At 46.0% G+C, this 21,732-nt stretch carries 17 protein-coding genes; 10 read left to right on the forward strand and 7 right to left on the reverse strand.

The window, feature by feature from the left end:
- Position 1: 1 nt before the first annotated feature.
- Positions 2 to 970, reverse strand: a complete 969-nt coding sequence (locus LRL21_RS16420) for an MraY family glycosyltransferase (RefSeq protein ID WP_240416887.1) — start codon at positions 968 to 970, stop codon at positions 2 to 4.
- 118 nt (positions 971 to 1,088) lie between these two features.
- Entirely contained in the window at positions 1,089 to 2,126 is a 1,038-nt protein-coding gene (locus tag LRL21_RS16425) for a substrate-binding domain-containing protein (protein ID WP_240416888.1), read from the reverse strand.
- 187 nt (positions 2,127 to 2,313) lie between these two features.
- Between LRL21_RS16425 and modA the strand changes: the two genes are divergently transcribed.
- The 3 genes from modA (at position 2,314) to fumC (ending at position 5,388) form a co-directional block, all read left to right on the forward strand.
- Positions 2,314 to 3,150 carry a molybdate ABC transporter substrate-binding protein gene (gene modA, locus LRL21_RS16430; RefSeq protein ID WP_420832455.1) on the forward strand — a complete coding sequence of 279 codons (837 nt, stop codon included), beginning with the start codon at positions 2,314 to 2,316 and terminating at the stop codon, positions 3,148 to 3,150.
- Complete coding sequence (gene modB / locus LRL21_RS16435) at positions 3,151 to 3,825, forward strand: molybdate ABC transporter permease subunit (RefSeq protein WP_240416889.1); 675 nt, start codon at positions 3,151 to 3,153, stop codon at positions 3,823 to 3,825.
- Between the two features lie 171 nt (positions 3,826 to 3,996).
- On the forward strand, positions 3,997 to 5,388 hold the full coding sequence (gene fumC / locus LRL21_RS16440) for a class II fumarate hydratase (RefSeq protein ID WP_240416890.1): 1,392 nt from the start codon (positions 3,997 to 3,999) through the stop codon (positions 5,386 to 5,388).
- A gap of 112 nt (positions 5,389 to 5,500) precedes the next feature.
- On the opposite strand, the gene LRL21_RS16445 is transcribed toward fumC, so the two are convergent.
- From LRL21_RS16445 to LRL21_RS16465, 5 genes are all read right to left on the reverse strand, one after another.
- A complete protein-coding gene (locus LRL21_RS16445) occupies positions 5,501 to 5,653 on the reverse strand; it encodes a DUF1540 domain-containing protein (RefSeq protein WP_240416891.1) in 153 nt (50 codons plus the stop codon).
- Between the two features lie 279 nt (positions 5,654 to 5,932).
- On the reverse strand, positions 5,933 to 6,478 hold the full coding sequence (locus LRL21_RS16450) for a DoxX family protein (RefSeq protein WP_240416892.1): 546 nt from the start codon (positions 6,476 to 6,478) through the stop codon (positions 5,933 to 5,935).
- Between the two features lie 307 nt (positions 6,479 to 6,785).
- Positions 6,786 to 7,796: a lipoate--protein ligase gene (locus LRL21_RS16455; RefSeq protein WP_240416893.1), complete on the reverse strand. Its 1,011-nt coding sequence runs from the start codon at positions 7,794 to 7,796 to the stop codon at positions 6,786 to 6,788.
- 91 nt (positions 7,797 to 7,887) lie between these two features.
- Positions 7,888 to 9,774, reverse strand: a complete 1,887-nt coding sequence (locus LRL21_RS16460) for an ATP-binding cassette domain-containing protein (RefSeq protein WP_240416894.1) — start codon at positions 9,772 to 9,774, stop codon at positions 7,888 to 7,890.
- The gene (locus LRL21_RS16465) at positions 9,764 to 10,624 is read right to left on the reverse strand and encodes an ATP-binding cassette domain-containing protein (RefSeq protein WP_240416895.1); all 861 of its coding nucleotides are present in this window, start codon (positions 10,622 to 10,624) and stop codon (positions 9,764 to 9,766) included. Before LRL21_RS16465 ends, LRL21_RS16460 begins: the two co-directional genes overlap by 11 nt.
- Before the next feature lie 128 nt (positions 10,625 to 10,752).
- On the opposite strand from LRL21_RS16465, the gene LRL21_RS16470 reads away from it, so the two are divergent.
- From LRL21_RS16470 to LRL21_RS16500, 7 genes are all read left to right on the forward strand, one after another.
- A complete protein-coding gene (locus tag LRL21_RS16470) occupies positions 10,753 to 11,343 on the forward strand; it encodes a biotin transporter BioY (protein ID WP_240416896.1) in 591 nt (196 codons plus the stop codon).
- A gap of 119 nt (positions 11,344 to 11,462) precedes the next feature.
- Positions 11,463 to 12,116: an SGNH/GDSL hydrolase family protein gene (locus tag LRL21_RS16475; protein ID WP_076230039.1), complete on the forward strand. Its 654-nt coding sequence runs from the start codon at positions 11,463 to 11,465 to the stop codon at positions 12,114 to 12,116.
- A gap of 83 nt (positions 12,117 to 12,199) precedes the next feature.
- Entirely contained in the window at positions 12,200 to 12,352 is a 153-nt protein-coding gene (locus LRL21_RS16480; protein ID WP_240416897.1) for a hypothetical protein, read from the forward strand.
- Between the two features lie 78 nt (positions 12,353 to 12,430).
- Positions 12,431 to 12,928, forward strand: coding sequence for a L,D-transpeptidase (locus LRL21_RS16485; protein ID WP_240416898.1), 498 nt, complete (start codon positions 12,431 to 12,433; stop codon positions 12,926 to 12,928).
- 506 nt (positions 12,929 to 13,434) lie between these two features.
- Positions 13,435 to 15,600, forward strand: a complete 2,166-nt coding sequence (locus LRL21_RS16490; RefSeq protein ID WP_240416899.1) for an efflux RND transporter periplasmic adaptor subunit — start codon at positions 13,435 to 13,437, stop codon at positions 15,598 to 15,600.
- A complete protein-coding gene (locus tag LRL21_RS16495; protein WP_240416900.1) occupies positions 15,597 to 18,725 on the forward strand; it encodes an efflux RND transporter permease subunit in 3,129 nt (1,042 codons plus the stop codon). Before LRL21_RS16490 ends, LRL21_RS16495 begins: the two co-directional genes overlap by 4 nt.
- A 57-nt stretch (positions 18,726 to 18,782) precedes the next feature.
- On the forward strand, positions 18,783 to 21,656 hold the full coding sequence (locus tag LRL21_RS16500) for an RCC1 domain-containing protein (protein WP_240416901.1): 2,874 nt from the start codon (positions 18,783 to 18,785) through the stop codon (positions 21,654 to 21,656).
- Positions 21,657 to 21,732 lie beyond the last annotated feature (76 nt).

The raw sequence follows: 21,732 nt of genomic DNA on the forward strand, positions 1-21,732 counted from the left end.
TTCATATTTGTACAAGTAATAAAATAATCGACGATAAACACAGACAAGTACTGATCAAACAAAGGAATAATACGACCTGCTTATGGTTGAGGCCCGCACGCAGCAGGCGATAATGCGCTTGGCTTGCATCTGCTTGATAAATGGATTTTCCTTGCAAAAACCGCTTGATGACGACAAAAATATTATCGAATATCGGTACACCGAGAGCCAAAATCGGGATAAATAGCGATAATACAGTGGCTTGCTTGAAGGCGCCATCCAATGCTATAACCGCCAGAATAAATCCGAGAAAGGTTGCTCCTGCATCACCCATGAAGATTTTGGCGGGTGGCTTGTTATATCGCAAGTAAGCGATGGTTACACCAACCAAAATAATGGCCATAATGGCGGGGCTGGATTGGCCTTTTGCCAAGGCGACAACAAACAGCGTAATACCCGATATGGCAGATAGCCCTCCAGCAAGTCCATCCATGCCATCCGAGAAATTAATGACTGTGGTCACACCGAAGATCCATAAAATCGTTAATATAAATTGCAGCAGTACGGGAAGCACTACATATTCACCTGAAAACGGGTTATAAAATCCATCGAAGGTAATACCTGACGCATATACGAGAATGGCGGCTGACACTTGAACAATGAGCTTCGGTAAAGCAGGAAAGTCTTTGCCCTTAGTTTTGTACCAATCATCCATCGTGCCTATCACCAATAATAAAACCCCGCCTGCAAAAATAGCGCCAGTTTGCAAACTAAAATCCCTTGTAACCAGAAGATAAGTAATAAAAAAACCTATAAAGATCACATAGCTTGCCGTAAGCGGAATAGGCTCTCGGTGAATTTTACGTTCAACGTCCTGACGGGGCTTGTCCACAAAATCCAATCGAAATGCCAATTTCCCAAATGGGGGTATGAGCACCAGCACAATGACAAATGAAATTAGAAAGGAAAAAGCATATAAAATAATCGTCACCACCGATTGTTAGGATTCCATAAGTATACATTTAATAGAGAAGAATGTCGATTGAAATCAAGCAAGCTTGCAGTCAGGCAGATCGAATTCAATTGCAGCACCTGGGGCTGCGGGATTTTTAGGTTTCGTACAGAACCTGCCCTGTTAAGGATAGATCATATCCATGAATGGATTGAAGATCATTGTGAAATGCTTCCGTTTGCAATAATTGAAGAACGTGTTCCAGCCATATCTTATTTTCCGGCTTTTTCAGCATGACCAGGTCATATCGTTCCTGAATTAACGGAATAAATTCAATATTTCCGACAATTATGGCTGCCTTTTCAATACCAACCCCAACATCGGCTTCTCCTGCTGCTACTTTTCCGGCCACTGCCAGATGGCTCGTTTCCTCCTGATCGTATCCTCTTATTTGACTCGAATCTAAATGCTGCAATCGCAGCTGCTCATCCAGCAGCACTCTGGCGCCAGAGCCCTTTTCACGATTAACAAGACGAAGACCAGGTCTGCTTAAATCGCTCCAATGGCCGAGCTTTAATGGGTTGCCGCGCTGTACGTACAATCCGGCTTGCCGTGAAACGAGATTCACAACTACATAGGAAGAGCCGACGAGCAGCGTACGTATATATGGCAAATTATATGCACCTGTATCACCATCGAGCAAATGAGTGCTTACAATATCGGCTTCGCCCTTGTACATCGATATTAAACTGTCCATGCTGCCAACAAATGCCCTCAATGGTCGAATGCCTGGAATGCTTCGTTCCATATGCTTGGCTAATAGATCAAGACTCATGTCCTGGCCTGTGATCACGAGAGGTCGAATTCCGTTTGTGTTCGGAAAATGGGAAGGTGATGAACTATAATGAGCAGATGGTAAATGAGGCACTGCTGTATGCTCAGAGCGGTCAAGCTTCTCTGATTGCAGGGCTGGATGCTGTGAGGGCGGAGCTTCTGCAGACTGGGATTGGAGTAACGTCTGCATCGTTTTAGATCGCTGCTTGTAGGCTTCAAGATCTGCAGCGTCTACGCGCATTTGTTTGCCAACCCGATAGGAGGGAAGCTCGCCTTTTTTGATTAGATCGTAGACGGTGAGCTTGGATATTTTTAAAAGCCTGGATATATCTTCGGTTGTATACGAGGAATCGTTGGGCATGTAGACCTCCACGTGCTTGATTTGGAATCATTCATTTCAATTATTAATTGTATCACATCTAGAATAGTCTCAGCTCTAAATCATGTCTGTCATAGCTTGAAAAAATTCCGAATAATCAACTATAATCAAATATAACTAATTATATCTAATTATAATATATGGAGGCTCGATGATGAGGGAAAAAGCAGTGAGAAATCAATTATGGGTACCGATTATTGCGATGACTTTACTGATTGCCGGTTGTGGGACCAAGACGGAGCCAATGGCTGAAGCCGGTGCTGGTTCAAAGCAGCAGCAAAGTGCGAGTCCAGCTCAAGCGCCTGCAGAAGCAGTGGAGCTGACGATTTCAGCAGCTGCAAGCTTGACGGATGCACTAAAAGAAATTCAGACAGCCTATCAGGCCAAAGTAAAAAGTACGAAGCTTAACTTTAATTTTGGCGCATCGGGAGCGCTGCAGCAGCAAATCGAGCAGGGGGCTCCTGCAGACTTGTTCTTATCCGCGGCTACGAAGAATATGAAGACGCTTGTTGATAAGCAGCTGATTGATTCAGGAAAGCAGAAAAACCTGCTGACCAACGAATTGGTCGTTGTTGTTCCTTCAGATGGCAAGGTATCCATTGGCAGCGAAGCGGATCTATCGAAGCCGGAAGTGCTCCATGTTGCAATCGGCATACCCGAAAGTGTTCCGGCTGGCAGCTACGCCAAGGAAGCTTTAACCTACAGCAAGCTGTGGGATAGTCTGCAGCCGCGACTGGTTCAAGGGAAAGACGTCAGACAAGTACTGCAGTACATCGAGACAGGCAATGCGGAAGCGGGTTTTGTTTATAAAACGGATGCTTTGACCTCTTCTAAAGTAAAGATTGCGTTTGCCGTCGATCCAAAGAGCTATCAAGCTGTTGAGTATCCTATCGGTATTGTGAAATCGACCAAGCATAGCAAGGAAGCCGAAGACTTTTACAATTATTTGCAGTCCAAAGATGCGCTCGATGTGTTCGTTAAATTCGGTTTTACGGTTCCCAAATAAATGATAGCTGAACTTCATTGGGGTGAGCTTTGGCCTCCAATCCGTCTGTCTCTTCAAGTTGCACTTCTCTCCAGTGTTGTTGCTGCCTTATTGGGAGTCGCAATTGCATGGTGGATGTCACGCAAATCGTTCAAGGGCAAGCTGCTGCTTGAAACGCTGTTTATGCTGCCCTTGGTACTGCCTCCCACCGTTATCGGCTTTTTACTTCTAGTCATGCTGGGCAGAAAAAGTATCGTCGGCCGCTTCATGGAGTGGCTGTTTCATGCACCGGTTATTTTCTCCTGGTGGGCTGCCGTTATTGCTTCTATAGTGGTAGCCTTTCCATTGATTTATCAGACGATGAAGGTAGGTTTTGACTCTGTCGACATCAGTGTGGAGGAGGCAGGGCGTTCAGATGGGGCGAATGCTTGGCAGGTTTTTCGCTTCATTACTTTGCCTTTGGCAGCACGTTCGCTCATAACGGCTTATATCTTGGGCTTTGCCCGTGGTCTTGGCGAATTTGGTGCGACCTTAATGATAGCCGGCAATATTCCAGGTGTTACACAGACGATACCGACAGCGATCTATGTGGCGGTAGATTCAGGCAAAACAACAATGGCCTGGGCCTGGACAGTCTCGATCATCCTGATTTCCTTTCTTTTGTTGTTCATGACAAGACGTAGAGTAAGCACGTAATAGCTCGGACATTGGGTAATGCTAGAGGTGGTTATGCATCCGTCTAACAATAGAGCGTGCGTTGTGATGTTCCGCGGGGTTATTCAATCCCCCACGTTTGACATTGATAATCGTTATCATTTAAAATGGATGCAATACGTTTAAATCGAGATGTCAGAGGAGGATTTAATTGTGGAATACAGAATTGAAAAGGATACGATAGGTGAAATCAAGGTTCCTGCACATCAGCTTTGGGCGGCACAAACGCAGCGAAGCTTTGAAAATTTTAATATTGGCACCGAAAAAATGCCGCAAGCTATCATTCAGGCTTTTGCTATTCTCAAGAAAAGTGCGGCAGCGGCTAACCTGAAGCTGGGCAAGCTGGATAATGTGAAAGCAGCTGCAATTATCGCTGCTGCCGATGAAATTATTAGAGGAGAGCTTGATGATCATTTCCCGCTTGTGGTATGGCAGACGGGGAGCGGTACCCAATCCAACATGAACGTCAACGAGGTAATTGCCAACCGTGGGAATCAAATTCTCAAAGCACAGGGCAGTGAGCTGAAAATTCATCCGAATGACGATGTGAACAAGTCGCAAAGCTCTAACGACACGTTTCCAACAGCGATGCATATTGCTGGTTTAATCGCGATTGAAGAGCAGGTATTACCAGCTATTGCACTGTTAAAAGAAACCTTTCGCCAGAAAAGCGAGGTATTTGCGGACATTATCAAAATTGGGCGAACCCATCTTCAGGATGCGACTCCATTGACACTTGGACAGGAGATTAGCGGCTGGCACCGGATGCTGGAAAAAACGGAGTCCATGATCAAACATAGCTCCGAATCCTTGAAGGAGCTGGCTATCGGAGGAACAGCTGTGGGTACGGGAATCAATGCCCATCCCAAATTTGGCGAGATTGCAGCTGAGGAGATCAGTGAGCTGACTGGCAAAGAGTTCACGTCCGCATCCAATAAATTTCATGCGTTAACGAGCCATGATGAATTGGTTTATGTACATGGCGCTTTAAAGGCTCTTGCTGCAGACCTGATGAAAATTGCTAATGATGTACGTTGGCTTGCCAGTGGACCGCGCTGCGGCATCGGAGAACTGATTATTCCGGCAAATGAACCAGGCAGCTCGATCATGCCGGGTAAGGTGAATCCGACTCAGAGCGAAGCATTGACAATGGTGGTCTGCCAGGTTATGGGGAATGATGCCGCTATCGGCTTTGCGGCCAGTCAAGGCAATTTTGAGCTGAACGTATTCAAGCCGGTCATTATTTATAACTTTCTGCAATCCACAAGGCTGCTTGCAGATTCGATTCGTTCTTTTAATGACCACTGTGCAATTGGGATCGAGCCGAATTACGCAGTAATTCAAAACAATGTGGAACGCTCGCTTATGCTGGTTACTGCTTTAAATCCTCATATCGGCTATGAAAATGCTGCTGCTGTTGCCAAGCTTGCCCATAAAGAAGGGTCTACACTAAAGGAGGCAGCCGTTAAGAGCAAGCTTTTGACCGAAGAAGAATTTGATCGTCTGGTGAAACCGGAGCTGATGATTCATCCTGGCGAAGAATAAAAAAATACTTGATAATAATTATCATTATTGATAAAATGAAACCATAATCACAAAGAAAAAAGGAACCCGAGGGTTCCCATACATTCATTGCTAAATTTCTTGCAATCGCAGCTTATTTCGATTCAAACGTTTTGCAATCTGTTTCTGCAGAGCTGTGGGCTTGTTTTGATTGATGGTTTGTAATGTAAATGGATGAAGCGGTACATTGGTTTTCATTAGCCCAGTGACGACAGGAATTCACTTCACATAACACGTCTTTAGCCATAGTCAGGCACCTCCTTTACGTAGAATACAACACAATTTCATAGTTAGCTTGTACAAGGTGGATCTTGTACAAGCAGCGAAACCCTCAATATTTGAAGATAGTGAGGGTTTTTGTGTATGAATGTGTAGTTGCTTTGACCAGCATAGCAAATTTTCTGACAATTATCAAATTCGGCAAGCAGCCTTCTGATTTTCTGCGAATCACTGGAGTATGAACTTCTACTTCCTGGATAGCCAAAGAGCAGCTCGCATGAAGCTGCTCTTTGTACAAGATTGTAGGTTATGCGTGCGCTGTAGTAGGCTTTTTACCTGTTCCTGCTGCTCCATCCGTAGGTTTATTCTTATTTGTGAACCATTGGCGAAGGTATGGCATCAGGTAGTAGTCAACGCCGAATCTGCCAGTGTTCGCTCCTGCCATGAATAAGATCACACCGATAAGAATGAACCAAGGATTCGTGCTTACAGTGCCTGCGAACATGAACATGAAGTTCATCATCAGTCCGAAGAATGCTGCTGCTGTGGTCAGAACACCGAGTATCAAGCCAAGTCCTACCAGGAACTCACCAAGCGGAATCAAGAAGTTAATGATCTTGACATTAGGTAGTGCAAAGTTTTGGATAAATGCAGTGAAGGTTGGATAAATAAGTTCATTGGTTGCCTTGTCGATCACTGGTTTGGTGACCGCGTTATTCAGAAAGCCTGTTGCATCAAATCCTCCGGTCAGCTTCTGCCATCCGTGAGTGAGCCATTCATAACCAATGAATAATCTGATGACAAGCAAGATACCTGCTGCATATTTATTTTCTCTTAGCCATTGTCCAAACATGAGTATCATCTCCTAATTTTATTGTGAAAAAATTCACATCATTGTCTAAAAAAAATGTTGATTTACTTGTGCCAGCTACGGGATCGTTTATGTGGTTGTGTTGTCATCTTCCATCAATCCTTCCGTTTGTTGTCTTTCTGTTATCTTACACCCTTAATTTAACATGTTATGGATCCTATGTATGTGATTATAATCACAGCCAAGAAATAATTGGATGCATCCGTGGACAATAATAAACCTCCCAAGCTCAGTGAAAGCCGGGAGGTTATTTGCATTAAATCAATATGGGTATTCAATTGAAAAACAGTTATTGTGGGATCTCCTGCAGCAATAATAGGGCCATGAATTGCTGGGTCGTAAGATTGCCAAAATAGTGATGGATATCAATGCTGTTAAGAACATTAAAAATAGCCTGCTGTTCATACTGGATGCCTGTGAGGTGTTGTTCCAATTCAGATACGTCATGAGTGCCGAAGAAATCACCGAAAATATGGATCGACGCTATTTTACCCTGAATGACGTTGAGACGCACATCGATAATCCCGGAAGGAAATTTGAATGTATTTTGGATATTTGACTTCGGTGAACGTCCATAATTCCAATCCCAGCTCCGATAGCGCTCATCAGCCAGCTTATGAACAGCAGCCCAATCGTCCTCCGTTAAATGATATTGAGGGACATCTGCAAGTGAGCAATCAAATAATTGCTGCAGCAAAATGTCTCTAAACTGCTTAATCGTCAACGGCTCTCTTAAAAAATCCGAGATATTGGCGACTCGGGAGCGAACGGATTTAATACCCTTGGATTCTATTTTAATCGGTTTGACTTTGAGAGCAGAAGCAACATTTTCCATTGCTGAATTAAACAGCAGGGTACCGTGACTGAACATTCGTCCCTTGGATATGTACTGAGCATTGCCGGAAATTTTTTGTTCACCAACCTGAATGTCGTTGCGCCCAGTTAATACGGCCTCCACCCCAAGCCGATGAAGGATCTCGATAACGGGTCGGGTGAACTTGGCGAAGTTATGAAAGGAATTCCCGTCATCCTTCATCAGAAAACTGAAATTGAGGTTGCCCAAATCATGATAAACCGCACCGCCACCGGAAAGACGTCTGACGATATGTAGATGCTGCTGCTCTACGTAATCCGTATTGATCTCTTCGATGGTATTCTGATTTTTGCCAATAATGATGGACGGTTCATTTATATAGAACAGTAAGTAACTGTCGTCCATGGGCAGATTACGCAGCGAATATTCCTCCAGGGCGAGATTAACAGCCGGATCGGTAATGTCTTTATTATCAATAAACAGCATGAGATGTTGTACCTCCAAAATGGGTTATATTCGATTACTCATCATTATTATAATGAACAATGATAATCGTTATCAAATTTGTTGGACTCTATCATGCCAATATTATATAGTTCAGCACTAACAGAACCATTAATATACTCGCTGCGGCTGCAACTAGTCTATAATCATAACGGTTAAAGCGAAGCCGGAAGGCGATCGTCGGCTTGCTATCCGCACGCCCTACACCTCGCACAATCAGAATCAGGGACAACGCTTCGCCAAGGCGCAGAAGTGAAATGAGTACCGGAATCATTGTCATTCGCATACGGAATATAGGAATCTGTCCAGGACGAAAAGGGTACTTGCCGCGTGCAGCGGCGATTTTCGCAAACCGTTGCCATTCGTCAATAATCATCGGAATGAACCGAATGATCAGCGAAGCTGTTAAGGCAAAAGGGTCAACAGGAACACGGATTCGTTTTAACCAATGAAGTCCTTGCTCCAACCCCCGTTTTAGTCGCAAATGATTGATTCCCGATAGAAGTACAAACCCAATGAGCATGATCAAGACCAATATACTTAGTCTGAAAAATGTCTCGACAGCCGGACTCACAGCAAAACGCAGGTTAAAGGGAAGTGAATATAGGATTCCGCCTGTTTCACTTTCGCTGCCTGGGAGTGGGGCTTCAGCTCCTTCTACAGCTAGTCCAGACAAAACAGAGGCTATAAGAGTAAATACAATCAAACCAGCAGCGGGCTTTAAGCATTCCATAAGCGGTATATGCGCATAACGTATGACAGCCAGCGTTACTATGAAAGCAGCTATCCAGCCAAACCAATGGGATTGGACAAGGATACCTGGCGATATGAGCATATAAGCAACCCATACAGCACGTGGATCATAAGCCTTTAAGCCTGATTTCTTTGTAGGCATGGAGTAGGAAGTATCATCGCCAGCAGGTATGGGTCTAGGTGTTGATTCGGTAATGGGTTCAGGAGCAGCTCCTGTCATGCATTCAGATGTTCCCTGCGAGCGCATCTTAACCTGCTCTGCCTTGGGTCCGTTTATAGGATAACTTTCTTCAGCAGAGGTAGTATCCATTCTCGTGTGCTCTTCCAGATTTTCGATTGCTCCTGCTGCCATATGGACCGTTAGTGCAGATTTAATGGCAGTTGCCGCTGCTTTTGCATCGGGCCAGCTCGCGATAGGCATAGGGATTCCTGATGCTTGCAGCAGGTTCAGCGTATTCAACTGGACAGGCGGAGCAAGTCCGACCTGACTCCATATAGACTTCTGATCTGCCAGTTCTGAAGGTGACCCTTGCCAAAAGGTATCGTCATATAAAATAAGCACGGAGTCGGCAAGCGTCAGCAAAGCTTCCGGATCATGTGTGACGATGATAGTGCCGAGACCTTCGGCTTTTCGTTGCTGCAGATGTCCGTAGAGCAGGGAGGCTCCTTCGGCATCAATCCCCGCTGTAGGCTCATCGAGAAGCAGCCAGTCAGGAGCTGCTGCTTGCAGCAATGCAAGCGACAATCGACGCTGCTGCCCTCCGCTTAATTGAAAAGGATCTCGCTCCAGCCATGACTCGGGCTCTCCCGAAAATAGACGAAGTGCATGCTGTATACGTTGATTGCTCTCTGCAGGGGATAGCTTAAAGGGGCGAAGCGTATACTGAAATTCTTCCTTGATGGTATTGGCAAATAATTGCTGCTCCGGATGTTGAAAAGCTGTGCCTAATCGCAGCAGTACCTGACGATTCGGTTTTCTCCGTTTGGAGGTACCTGTCCAGAGTGAGGTGCTTCCCAGGCTAATCTGACCGGAGGAAGGCTCACGCAGCCCCGATAACATCTCCAGAAGCATAGTTTTACCCGTACCGCTGCGCCCCAGAACAAGGGTTAATGTGCCTGCATGAAACTGATGATTCAAAGGCTTGGACAGACGGTTCCCGTTGGTTGTGAACGATGCTAATTCGCGAATAACTAAATCATCGGACATACTTATGCACCACCTCTACAAGCTGCTCGGCAGTAAGCGGCAGTCTATCCAAATGGACGCCTTGTCTCATCAGCTCACGGGCCACCTGAACCGGATATGGTGGCTCAAACCCGAGCTGCTCACAGGGAGTCAAACCCATGCTAGTTTCGGAGCTCAACTCAGGTTGCAGCAGAGAACCATGAGAACCTTCGTTACCATAGAAGAAGGAAGCTGTTGGACCGTCGAACGTGATTTTCCCATCCATCAGTCCGATGACACGAGTTCCTGCTGCCAGCTCTTCCATATGATGTGTCAACCAGATCACAGAAGCCCCCTGCCGATGAATGGCTTGGACAGTCTTAAGCACATCCTTGCGTGAAGTTGAGTCCAGCATGGACGTCGCTTCATCGAGCAGCAGCAGCGGGGCCTTTGCTGCGATACATCCGGCAATGGCTGCCAGCTGTTTTTGTCCTCCAGACAATTCGGCAAATGGACGATGCATGAGTTTGGCCAATCCTACTGCCAGTAGTGCCTGATGAGCAATACCTGGGATTTGCTTTGGCTCCTGACCACGCATTTCCAATTGGAAAATGATATCCTCCCACGGCGTATCACCAATACAGTAATGCTGCTGCATCACATAAGGCACAACTTCAGGAAGAAAAGCTCTATCGAAATTACCGGAATGAGCGCTCTGAATCCCTGCAATAAGCTGAGCTAGTGTTGATTTGCCACTTCCGTTAGGTCCGACAATGTTTACCCACTCCCCCGCGGCAATCCGCAGATCGATATGGTTGAGCACAGGGAGTGTATGCCCGGATTGATTTCTATAAACCGTTACCTTGCTCATTATTAGTTCATTTCCTGCCATTATGGGTTCACCTGTATACTTTCAAAAATTCAAATTGCCTCTTCCACAAGAGGAATAAGATGTGCTATACTCCTAATTGTCAACCGAACTTATACATAATAGGTTAACAAATAAAAGGAGGAAAATCAATGAATTCAACTGCATGGAATGTCAGGGGGCTCGTATTCAGTGCCCTTTTCGCAACACTGTTCATCGTATTTAGTATGATCAAAATCTCGCTCGGCTTTAATCCGGTACCCTTCACATTAGAAAGCTTTGCTGTCATGCTGGCTGGCGGACTGCTGGGAGCACGGTATGGTTTTTATAGCATATTTACGGTATTCATACTTACAGCTATTGGTCTGCCATTGCTTCACGGGCAAGGTGGGATTTCACTTATAATTGGCAAAACAGGCGGATTTATATGGATGTTTCCAGTTGCTGCATGGGCCATTGGTTGGGTGTCCAGCCGTATACGAGGTGAAGGTATAATGGCTTTCTTGCTGTTGTTCGTTACTATAGAAGCTTTTGGGTCCTTGCTGCTGTATGCTGGTGGTGCACCATGGCTTGCTTATACAGCAGGCTTATCATTTTCCAAGGCAATGACCCTGGCTGTGTATCCCTTCATTCTACCCGATCTGCTGAAAGCATTGGTTGCAAGCTTCATTGTGCTTAAGCTGCGCAAGTATGTGCCCTCATTTGCAGCTCCCAAACCAGCATCCCCGCGCATTTCCGCGTGATTCAGATATGCATCCCGGTCCTTATCCTGAGGGTCGGGATTTTTGATGCAGACAAGGCGATAATCAGGTAAAATCAAACTGGAATCTATTTCATATTTATTAAAAGGGAGATTATGGACATGATTTTTAACAAAAATGATAAGCTGGTTATGATAGGCGATTCGATCACAGACGTGGAACGCAAACGGCCGCATGGCGAAGGTCGCAATGATTCTACTGGAAAAGGTTATGTAGCCGCAGTTAATGCGCTGTTCCATTCTGTATATCCGGAGCTTTCGCTGCGGGTAATTAATATGGGTATTAGCGGCAACACGGTTCGTAGCCTTAAGGAACGCTGGCAAACCGATGTACTGGATCTAGAGCCGGACTGGGTTTCTATAATGATCGGAATCAATGATGTATGGCGTCAGTATGATCAGCCGACAATTAAGGAATCACACGTATACATAGATGAATATCGCGCTACACTCGATGAATTGGTTAAGCAGACATTACCATCAGTCAAAGGATTAATCCTGATGACACCGTTTTATTTGGAGCCTAACGTCAATGATCCGATGCGACGGACGATGGATGAGTACGGTCAGGTTGTTAAAGAAATCGCTGATCAAAATAACACTCATTTTATCGACATTCAGGCTGCTTTTCAACCTGTGTTGGAGCACATTTATCCGGCTACGCTGGCATGGGATCGTGTGCATCCGAATCTGGTGGGGCATATGGCAATAGCGCGTGCTTTCTTACAGGAAACAGGATTTAACTGGAATCGATAATATTGCAGCACATTTAAAAGCAATCGGATTTATTGGTCATAGGTACAAAATCTGCTCTTCCACATTGTACCTCATTCTGTGGAATGTTACATTACGGTATTCATGGGAAACTGACAGATGAAGAAATACGAGTGGTGCGAGAGCTGGACATTCGTTTTTTTTCCTACCGCATAGAGTCTGGTATCCTGATCAGGCAAGTACCGAATGATTACCCTAACTTTATGGGGATTGCGTGAAGAGTGATGACAAGTGCACATAAATCGATATCGATCTGGCAACTATAACTTCGTATGGCTAGCAAAGGATGCGATTTCATGAAGCTTGTTAATTGTACGATCATTGTTCTTGTCAGTATCTGGTTGAGCTTGATCTTCGGTTCTACAGTAAGTGCTGCAATAGCTCCGTTTCCACTTGAAGCAGTGCACGAAGAGGGTGTGTATATCGAAATAAACAAAAAAAGCAATTTGCTTACCGTCTACGTAAATGGGAGGGCAAATTACCGGTTTTCGGTAGCTACAGGTCGCAGTAAGGATTTGACGCCTGAGGGTGAATTTCACATTGTGACCAAAATCGTCAAGCCCTGGTACATGCGTAAGCAAATTCCGGGTGGTCATCCCCGTAATCCTTTAGGGACAAGATGGCTCGGGATCAATGTGCCTGGATCCGGAGGTTATACATACGGAATCCACGGAACAAATCGCCCTTATTCGATTGGCAGTCATGCTTCATCAGGATGTGTACGTATGCACAATAGGGATATAGAATGGCTGTATCGTCACATTCCGTTAGGTACTAAAGTGATTATCAAATAAATTAAATGCAAGGTACATGTATAAAAAGCTTAGCGATTGAGAAACATATGATTAGCGGTGAAAAAGAGAGGCGTGATTCCGTTGAACCATTCAACGAAACATCGTGGAAATTTGTTGCTTGACTCCAGATAGAAGCGGAGGGATGTGCCAAAGACACGTTAGGGTAGTACTCGTACTGCAGTAAAGTGACCAAGGTTTCTGACCCAGCTTTTGGAAAGAGCTTAAGACATTGGACCTATATCCTTTCATCGCTAAGCAGACCCCGAAAGGGGTCTCTTTTTGTGTGTAAATATATCAGACAAAAGTACTATTTGAAGCCGATATTCACAGTTTTTTTACATTTAAATCATAGTTTAATCATGAATATACGCTAAGTTGATCTTATACTGGAGCATCTGTAAGAAAGCATCCGGAGCCGTTAGACGAAAGCCTTGACAACAAGGGCTTCTTTGTGGAGGGTTAACCTTACAGGGAAGGGACGGATAAGACTACATGGAGGTATGGAAATGATCAGGTGGATCCAAAACGTATCGAAAAAATGGGTGATTGCCGCCATTGCTATCATTGCGGTGATTGCTGTTGTAGGAGCCTCCTTTCTGAATTGGGGCGGCTTAAATAGTACTCAGGCGGCTCAGCCGAATGCACCTGGTGCAGGTGCAGGCCAACAGCGTGGTGGCGGGGCGGCGGCACGACAGTTCCCTGTTGAAACACAACTGGTAAAAATGGCGGAGGTTGGCGGCGGACAAGTTTTTACCGGCTCTATTACACCTATCTATACAACGAATATTTCCTCCAAAGTTAGCGGCAGAGTAACCGATTTAATGGTCAAAGCTGGTGACAGGGTCAAGGTCGGACAGCCTTTAGCCAAGATTGATACCAGCGCCCTGCAGCAGCAGATTGCTCAATCCGAAACTTCGTTGGCTGTTAGCGCTGCTCAGCTTCAGCGAGCTGCTAACGACCAGGCAAACAGCGCGGCAACGGCAGAAAAGCAATTAATCATTCAACGCGCGAACCTGGAAAAGGCGATAGCAGATCAACAAAATACGATCACAACAGCCAAACAACAGCTGGCTTTATCACAAGCCAATTATAATAAAGCGATCAGCGATCAACAAAATGCCATTGCGTCTGCCAAGCAGCAGGTCGCAATATCACAACAAAACTTAAACAATGCTCAAAACACATACAATACGACGCTAGTTAATGCGCAAAATACATTGAATGCCCAGCAGGACACGACTCAAACCTCGCAGGTTAGCACGAATAACTCACAGACTTCCTTGCAGCTTGCTCTTCAACAGGCTATCGTAAATTTTAATAATGTTCAGGCTGCCTTAGGTGCTAAAAAAGCCGATGTTGATGCTGCTATGGCAAAGGTGCAATCAGCCCAGCTGGCTTTGGATCAAGCGCAACAAACTACACCAAACTCGCTCAGTTCGGCAACGGCAGCCCTGCTTAAGGCACAAGGGGATTTGGCAGCAGCTCAAAGCTCACAAACGGTTCAGGTTGCCCAGGAAACATTAAATCGCGACACGGTTGCATTAGCCAACGCGCAAAATACATTATCGGTCATCCTCGACACGAATCAACAAAGTTTGCAAAAGGATCAGCTTTCTTATGCGAATTCAGTTGCGTCTCAACAAACAAACCTCAACGTTACTAAAGCACAGGTTGCTCAGTCTGAGCAGGCGCTGTTGACTGCACAATCAACAGATGCTGTTGCCGTATCCAGTGCCCAATACCAGCAAGCTGAAACGAATTTGAGAGTGCTTAATGAGCAGCTTCAGGACGGAGTACTGTCTTCACCAATAGATGGAGTAGTCACTGTGGTTAGCATTCCGGTAGGACAAAATGCAAGCACTCAGGCTGCGATACTCTCCATTGCAACTGTGGATCCAACGCAAGCCACAGTAAATATTTCCGAGGCTAATATCGGGAAAATCAAAATCGGTATGGAAATGAAAGTTACCGTGCCAACGTTGAACAAGACGTTTGATGGAATTGTTGCAACGATTAAGCCTTTATTGGATCCTGTAACCAAAGCTTATAATGTCGATATTAAAGTAAGTGATCCTAAGGGAGAGCTGCTTCCGGGAATGTTTGCAACATCAAGCTTAAAGAGCGAAGGACGCAAAGCGGTCATGGTTCCAGCTGATGCTGTACTCAGTCAACCGAGCGGTTCAGCCGCTTTCATCATTCAGGACGGACGTGCCAAGAAAGTGTCTGTAAAAGTCGGAAGCCTGACGAGTGCAATGTTTGAGATTACGAGCGGTCTTTCCGAAGGCGACGAGTTGGTCGTTAAAGGGCAAGAATTGCTTTCAGACAAGGCAGCTGTGCAAATTGTCCAACCAGGCAAGGAAGGTCAGAAGCCGCAAGGCGCCCAGCAGCAGGGTGGCCAGCAAGGCGGCCAACAACAAGGTGGTCTAGGCGGACAACGCCAGCAAGGCGGAGGCCAAAATGGACAAAACCAGCAGGGTGCCGGACAAGGTGGCAATCAGCAGCAAGGCGGCCAAAGTGGCCAACAGGGAACTCAAGGACAGGGCGGACAACGCAATCAGGGAGGGCAGTCTGGCGGCACCGCTCCAGCGGGCAACAGCTCGCAAACTCCAGCTACAGCTAATCCCAATACCGGAACAACCGGTCAAGCAGGGAGAGCGGGTGGCGGTCAGTGAATTTAGCTAATTTTTCAGTCAACAGACCGGTAACGATAACGATGATGATGATTGCAATGATCATCATTGGTTCAATTGCAGCACCACTGCTCCCGGTAGATTTGTATCCGAATATGGATATTCCGACGGCAACGGTTTCCGTTAACTGGGCAGGTGCTTCTCCAGGACAGGTAGAAACACAGGTTACCAAGCGCATAGAAGCATCCATGGCAACCCTGGCCAACGTACAGTCAGTCACCTCAACCTCTCGAACGGGAGGAAGCACAGTCACTGTACAGTTCAATTTTGGAACAGACATCAGTGATGCTACTTTAACGATGAGGGACCGTTTGGACCGGGTTAAGCGACAACTGCCTACGGATGCAGATGCTCCTGTCGTGTCACGCGCTGACCCCAACAGTCAGCCTATACTGAGCCTGGCGCTCTATGGGAACAGCGTAGATCTGGTCACTCTGCGTGATCTTGCAGATAATATTGTTAGCCCTGCGGTTCAACGTGCCGATGGTGTAGCTTCGGTTGGTGTAACAGGAGGAAGGGTCAGACAAATCCAATTGCTGCTTGATCAGAACAAGCTGACCCAATACGGCTTAACCTTTAGTCAGGTGACTTCAGCTTTAAGCAATGATAATCAATCAACGGATGTAGGTTATGTCTACAAGGGTGACCAGCTCGTGCCGTTAAGTATTGCCGGTGAGTTCAAATCCGTTAGTGAAATAGAAAAGGTACGTGTCACCTTAGGCCGCGGCCAATCCATTGCACTTGGCGAGTTAGGGAAAATTATTGATACGTATCAGGATGTAACCTTTGATTCCCGTCGTGATGGGGAACAAAGCGTCGGCTTATCCATACTCAAGCAATCCGATGGCAACACCGTCGCTGTAGCCAAAAATATTCGCAAGTCGATGGAAGAGCTGCAAAGCAAGCTGCCTCCAGGCGTGAAGCTTGGTATTTTAAATGATTCATCCAAATTTATTAGCAACTCGATTAATACAGTTATTGAGCATACGCTTTTAGGAGCTATTTTCTCGATTATTATTCTTTTATTGTTTTTAAACAGTGTGAGAGCTACGCTCATTATCGGGGTTGTTATCCCGATTTCAATTATTAGTACGTTCAGTATGATGTACTTCTCTCATCAGACGATCAATACGATCACACTTGGAGGTCTGGCGCTCGGTCTGGGCTCGCTAGTTGACTTTGCGGTCGTTGTTCTGGAGAGTATTTACCGTAAAAAAGCGGAGGGACTGTCTCCAGTCGAAGCGGCCAAACAGGGAACAGCTGAGGTCGGAACTGCCGTATTGGCATCCGCACTGGCACAAATTGCTGTTTTTGCTCCTACAGTATTTATATCAGGCATTATCAAAAATTTCTTTGCTCCTATGGCGCTCACTGTGAGTTTTTCTCATATAGCGGCCCTGATCGCTGCTATTACTCTGGTGCCTATGCTGGCAGCGAAGCTTTTAAAGAAAAATCATGAAGAAGAGCTACCTGAAGGACGTTCTTATAATCCGGCTGTATGGTTTGGCAGAGGGATGAACCGTTTTACAAACGGTTATACAAGATTGCTGCGTTGGTCGCTGGGACATCGTTTGATTATCGTGCTGATTACGGTATCGATGCTGGGCGGAAGTGTGTATTTGGCTAAATTTGTCGGCTCTGAGCTGACCCCCAAAACAGATGAAGGCCAATTATTCATTAATATTTCACTGGCACAAGGCACTAAATTTGAAATAACGAATGCATTGACTTCCAAGGTTGAAGCACTTATCAAGGATATTCCCGATATCGAATCGATCTTCACAAATGTCGGTAGTGCAGGGGGAGGCGCTTTTCAGAGCGCATCCACGAATTCTGCCAATATTTCCGTTACACTGAAGCCCTTGGCTGAGCGGAAGTTGAAAACAGAGCAAATCGTCGAGCAAATCCGTAATTTGACAAATGGCAATGCAGGCGCGCAAATCTCGGTTAACGCCCGATCCTCAATCCGTCTTCCTGGTATTGGTGGAGGTGGTGGCGCTGATATTCAGGTTAATTTAAATGGACCCGATATGGCTGTATTGAGTAAGCTGGGTGATATGGTCTCAGAAGAATTACGTGCCATTCCAACACTCAGAAACGTACAAAATACACTTGAACGCACGATACCAGCCTATGAGATGACGATTGATCGAGAAGCGGCTACCTATTACGGTATTTCGTCCAGAGAGGTCATGACTTCACTGCGGACTGCTTATCAGGGATCGGTTGCAACCAATTTCAAAACAGGAGATACCCAAATTTCTGTATTAGTTAAATATCCAACAGAGTTTACGAACAATTTGGAAAACCTCAATCAGATCGTGCTGACTACATCTACGGGAACACAAATTCCGCTTAGTGCCATCGCGAAGGTTGAGCCGGGCTCAGGTCCATCACAGATCAGACATATTAATCAGCAGCGCTTGACCACGGTTCAAGCCTTTGTTACCGGTGCACCCGTGGGCGATGTCGCCAAAATTGTTCAAGAACGTCTGGATACCATTCAGCCGCCTGATGGCTATGCAATTTCATTGGGCTCTCAGGCTGATTCCAACAGTACCTTCAGCAGCCTGTACATGATGCTTATCTTGTCTGTCGTCTTGGTTTATATGGTTATGGCGGCACAATTCGAATCGTTGTATGGTCCTTTTATAATTATGTTTTCGCTGCCACCTACATTTATTGGTGCCATTCTCGGTTTGTATTTAACAAATAGAACAATCAATATGAACTCCGTAATGGGAATGATTATGCTCATAGGGGTCGTGGTCAATAACGCAATTGTGCTAGTTGACTATACGAATCAGCTGCGCAAACGGGGTTATACGTTATTCGATGCATTAATTGAAGCGGCCAGAGTACGGCTAAGGCCAATCCTGATGACTACAGCGACTACCGTATTGGCAATGCTGCCTCTTGTTATCGGCTTTGGTGAAGGGGCTGAATCGCAAGCGTCCATGGCAACTGTTGTTGCCTTTGGTCTGACGATATCGACAATGGTCACATTATTGTTAGTACCTGTCGTGTACACTTTGATGGATGGCATGATGGATTTCTTTCGCAGTAAATGGAAGCGGCAATCCCCTCCAGCCCTGCCAACCAAATAGTCATAGCTTGTCGAGCAGGGTATCAACCGCATAAATCATGATGGAGGAGATTGTACAATGGTTCGAAACCGTTTTAAACATAAACTAATGTATTGGCTTTCCTTTTCACTGACAGGGGCACTTCTGCTTCAAAGTCTGGTGATACCGGGCGCTGCTTTTGCTGATGGTGTGCCAACTGGAGGTAGTTCAGGGGTAGAACCTACAGCAATAAATTCGACTACGACAGTGTCCATGCTTGGTGTTGCTCAGGTTACAGGCGGATTAAGTCATACGGTCGCTCTCAAAAGTGACGGCACGGTATGGACCTGGGGTGACAGCTTGCATGGCAAGCTCGGAACAGGTGCAGGTGTTTCCCGATATACACCGACTCAAGTGAAGGAATTGTTCGATGTTACAGCAGTTGCGGCTGGAATGAACCACACTCTTGCACTTCGTAAGGATGGAACAGTATGGGCGTGGGGACAAAATAATGCAGGTCAATTAGGTGATGGCACATTAAACGACCGTCTGGCGCCATTCCAAATCGAGGATTTAAAAGATGTTGTTGCTATCACCGCAGGAAGCAATCACTCTGTCGCTTTAAAAAGCGATGGAACGGTTGTGACTTGGGGCGATAATTCAAAAGGCCAATTGGGTGATGGCACCTTGAATAATAAGCTCAAGCCTGCACAGCTTTCTTACCCTACTAATGTTAAGGCTATTGCGTCTGGCTCCAATCATGTGTTGGCCCAGATCTCAGACAATTTTGTCCTTGCCTGGGGAGACAACTCCTATGGACAGGCGGGAGATGTGGATTCCAATGATATTGTAACCAGACCCACTCGGGTCAATTTTACCTATGAGACAAAAGCTGTAGCCGCTGGCGGTAATTTCTCAATGACACTTAAGGAAGATGGAAGTGTATTTACCTGGGGCTCTAACGTTGCCGGTCAGCTAGGTAACGGGAATACCACTGATAGAAACTTTGCAGCCGGTGTAATTGGCGTTAATGACGCAGTGAGTATCGCTGCCGGTAATTCTCATGCATTAGTTCGACATAAAGACGGAACGGTTAGTGCGTGGGGTTTGAACAACTATGGACAGCTTGGTACCGGTAACTATACTAACAGTATTGTTAATATGAGTATTGATAGTTTGAAAAATGTTTCCGCAATTGGCACCGGTTATTTCCACTCCATGGTGGTTAAAGCCGATGGAACGGTTTGGGCTTGGGGAAACAGCACGCTGGGCCAATTGGGTGACGGGGCTGCTACTAGCCGGATCATTCCAGCGCTAGTACCGCGGTTTATCTTAACGCCCCCGCCAATCGATCCCACATTGGGAAGTTTTAACGGTGAGATCCAATCACGTAAGCTTGCATCTGGCGACAGTTTTACGATGGTTTGGAAAAACAACAAGCTGTGGACCTGGGGAGAGAACACATTTGGTCAACTGGGCATTGGCAGAAATGGTGGAACGAATACACCAGTTGCCTTGGAAACTCTGGACCGAGTCGTTTCAATTGTTGCAGGCACCGGGCATGCTCTGGCACTGAAAGCCGATGGGACGGTGTCGAGCTGGGGCTTGAATAGTAACGGCCAACTGGCAGATAACATGGAAATGAATAAAAATACGCCTGCCGCGGCACCGTTGCTAACGGATATTATAGACCTTGCTGCTGGAAATTCTTTTACAGTCGCCTTGAAGAAGGATGGAACGGTATGGGCTCTGGGTGATAATACTTTTGGTGCCCTTGGCGATGGTACGTCCAAATCAAGCACAACCCCAATCGAGATTCCAGGTCTGAAACGGATCCAAGCTGTTGCGGCAGGCTACAATCACGCGTTAGCCTTAGCCAGTGATGGAACGGTGTGGGCATGGGGTGACAATATTAATGGACAGATTGGCGATGGTACTTTGTCGACACGTCGTTCAGCTATACAGCTTTCAGGTTTAAGCAATGTGAAGGCAATAGCGGCAGGCCGCAATCATTCTTTGGCGCTTAAAAATGATGGTACCGTATGGGCATGGGGCTATAATGGCTATGGCCAAATTGGGGACGATTCGACCACTAATAGGTCAATTCCTACCCAGCTTGGCGGTCTATACGATGTGACTGCCATTGCTGGAGGCAGCTATCATTCCCTCGCAGTAAAAAAAGATGGGACCGTATGGGCGTGGGGACTGAATGTTTATGGTCAATTGGGTGATGGAACCACTACAAACCGGAAGATGCCTGTTCAAGCAAAAGCGATTAACGGTGCTCAGGCTGTTTCTGCGGGTAGTGCCCATTCTCTCGCTTTGTCGGCTGATGGAACAGTATGGACGTGGGGAGGCAATACGATAGGTCAATTAGGTGATGGTTCTTACAAAAACCGCACAACACCAGGGATCGTAACTGTATTTGCCAGCGGCATTGGCTTTAGTGATACAAGTGGCCACTGGGCCAGCACGGAGATTGCTGCAGCCGTGGAGAAAGGCTACACAGATGGCTACCCGGATGGGACCTTTAAGCCTGAGGGGACCGTTACTCGAGCTGAATTTGCTAAGCTGACAGCAGCCGCTCTTAAATTGTCAACCTCCCAATCATCGTCAAGTAACGTATGGTATCAATCCTATGTGGATGCATTAGTCAGAGCAGGATTGTATGGTCCAGGAGAAACCCAAACCAATTGGGATGCTCCGATTACCCGCTCAGAAATGGCGAAAATTGCTGTTCGCGTGACTAATAAGGAGCTTCAAAATGCAGCTACAGTTGTTGATAGTTCATATGCGATGCTGAATGCTGTACAAAAAGGTATCCTGCAAGGTCTCAATAACGGTGAGCTGGCACCACAAGAAACGACTACAAGAGCTCAAGCAATCACAATCATTGAAAGACTGCTTGCTCTTAACAGCGGAGCTGTGCTGCCGGTTGATGAGCTTGCCCTCAAAAATGCACAGGTAAAGTAACGTTAAAAAAAGCAAAGGAGCATCCCCCTAACCACAGTGGGGAGGTGCTCCTTTGCTTTGTATTACAATATTGAAT

It is taken from the genome of Paenibacillus periandrae (genome assembly GCF_022458865.1).
Taxonomy (GTDB): domain Bacteria; phylum Bacillota; class Bacilli; order Paenibacillales; family NBRC-103111; genus Paenibacillus_S; species Paenibacillus_S periandrae.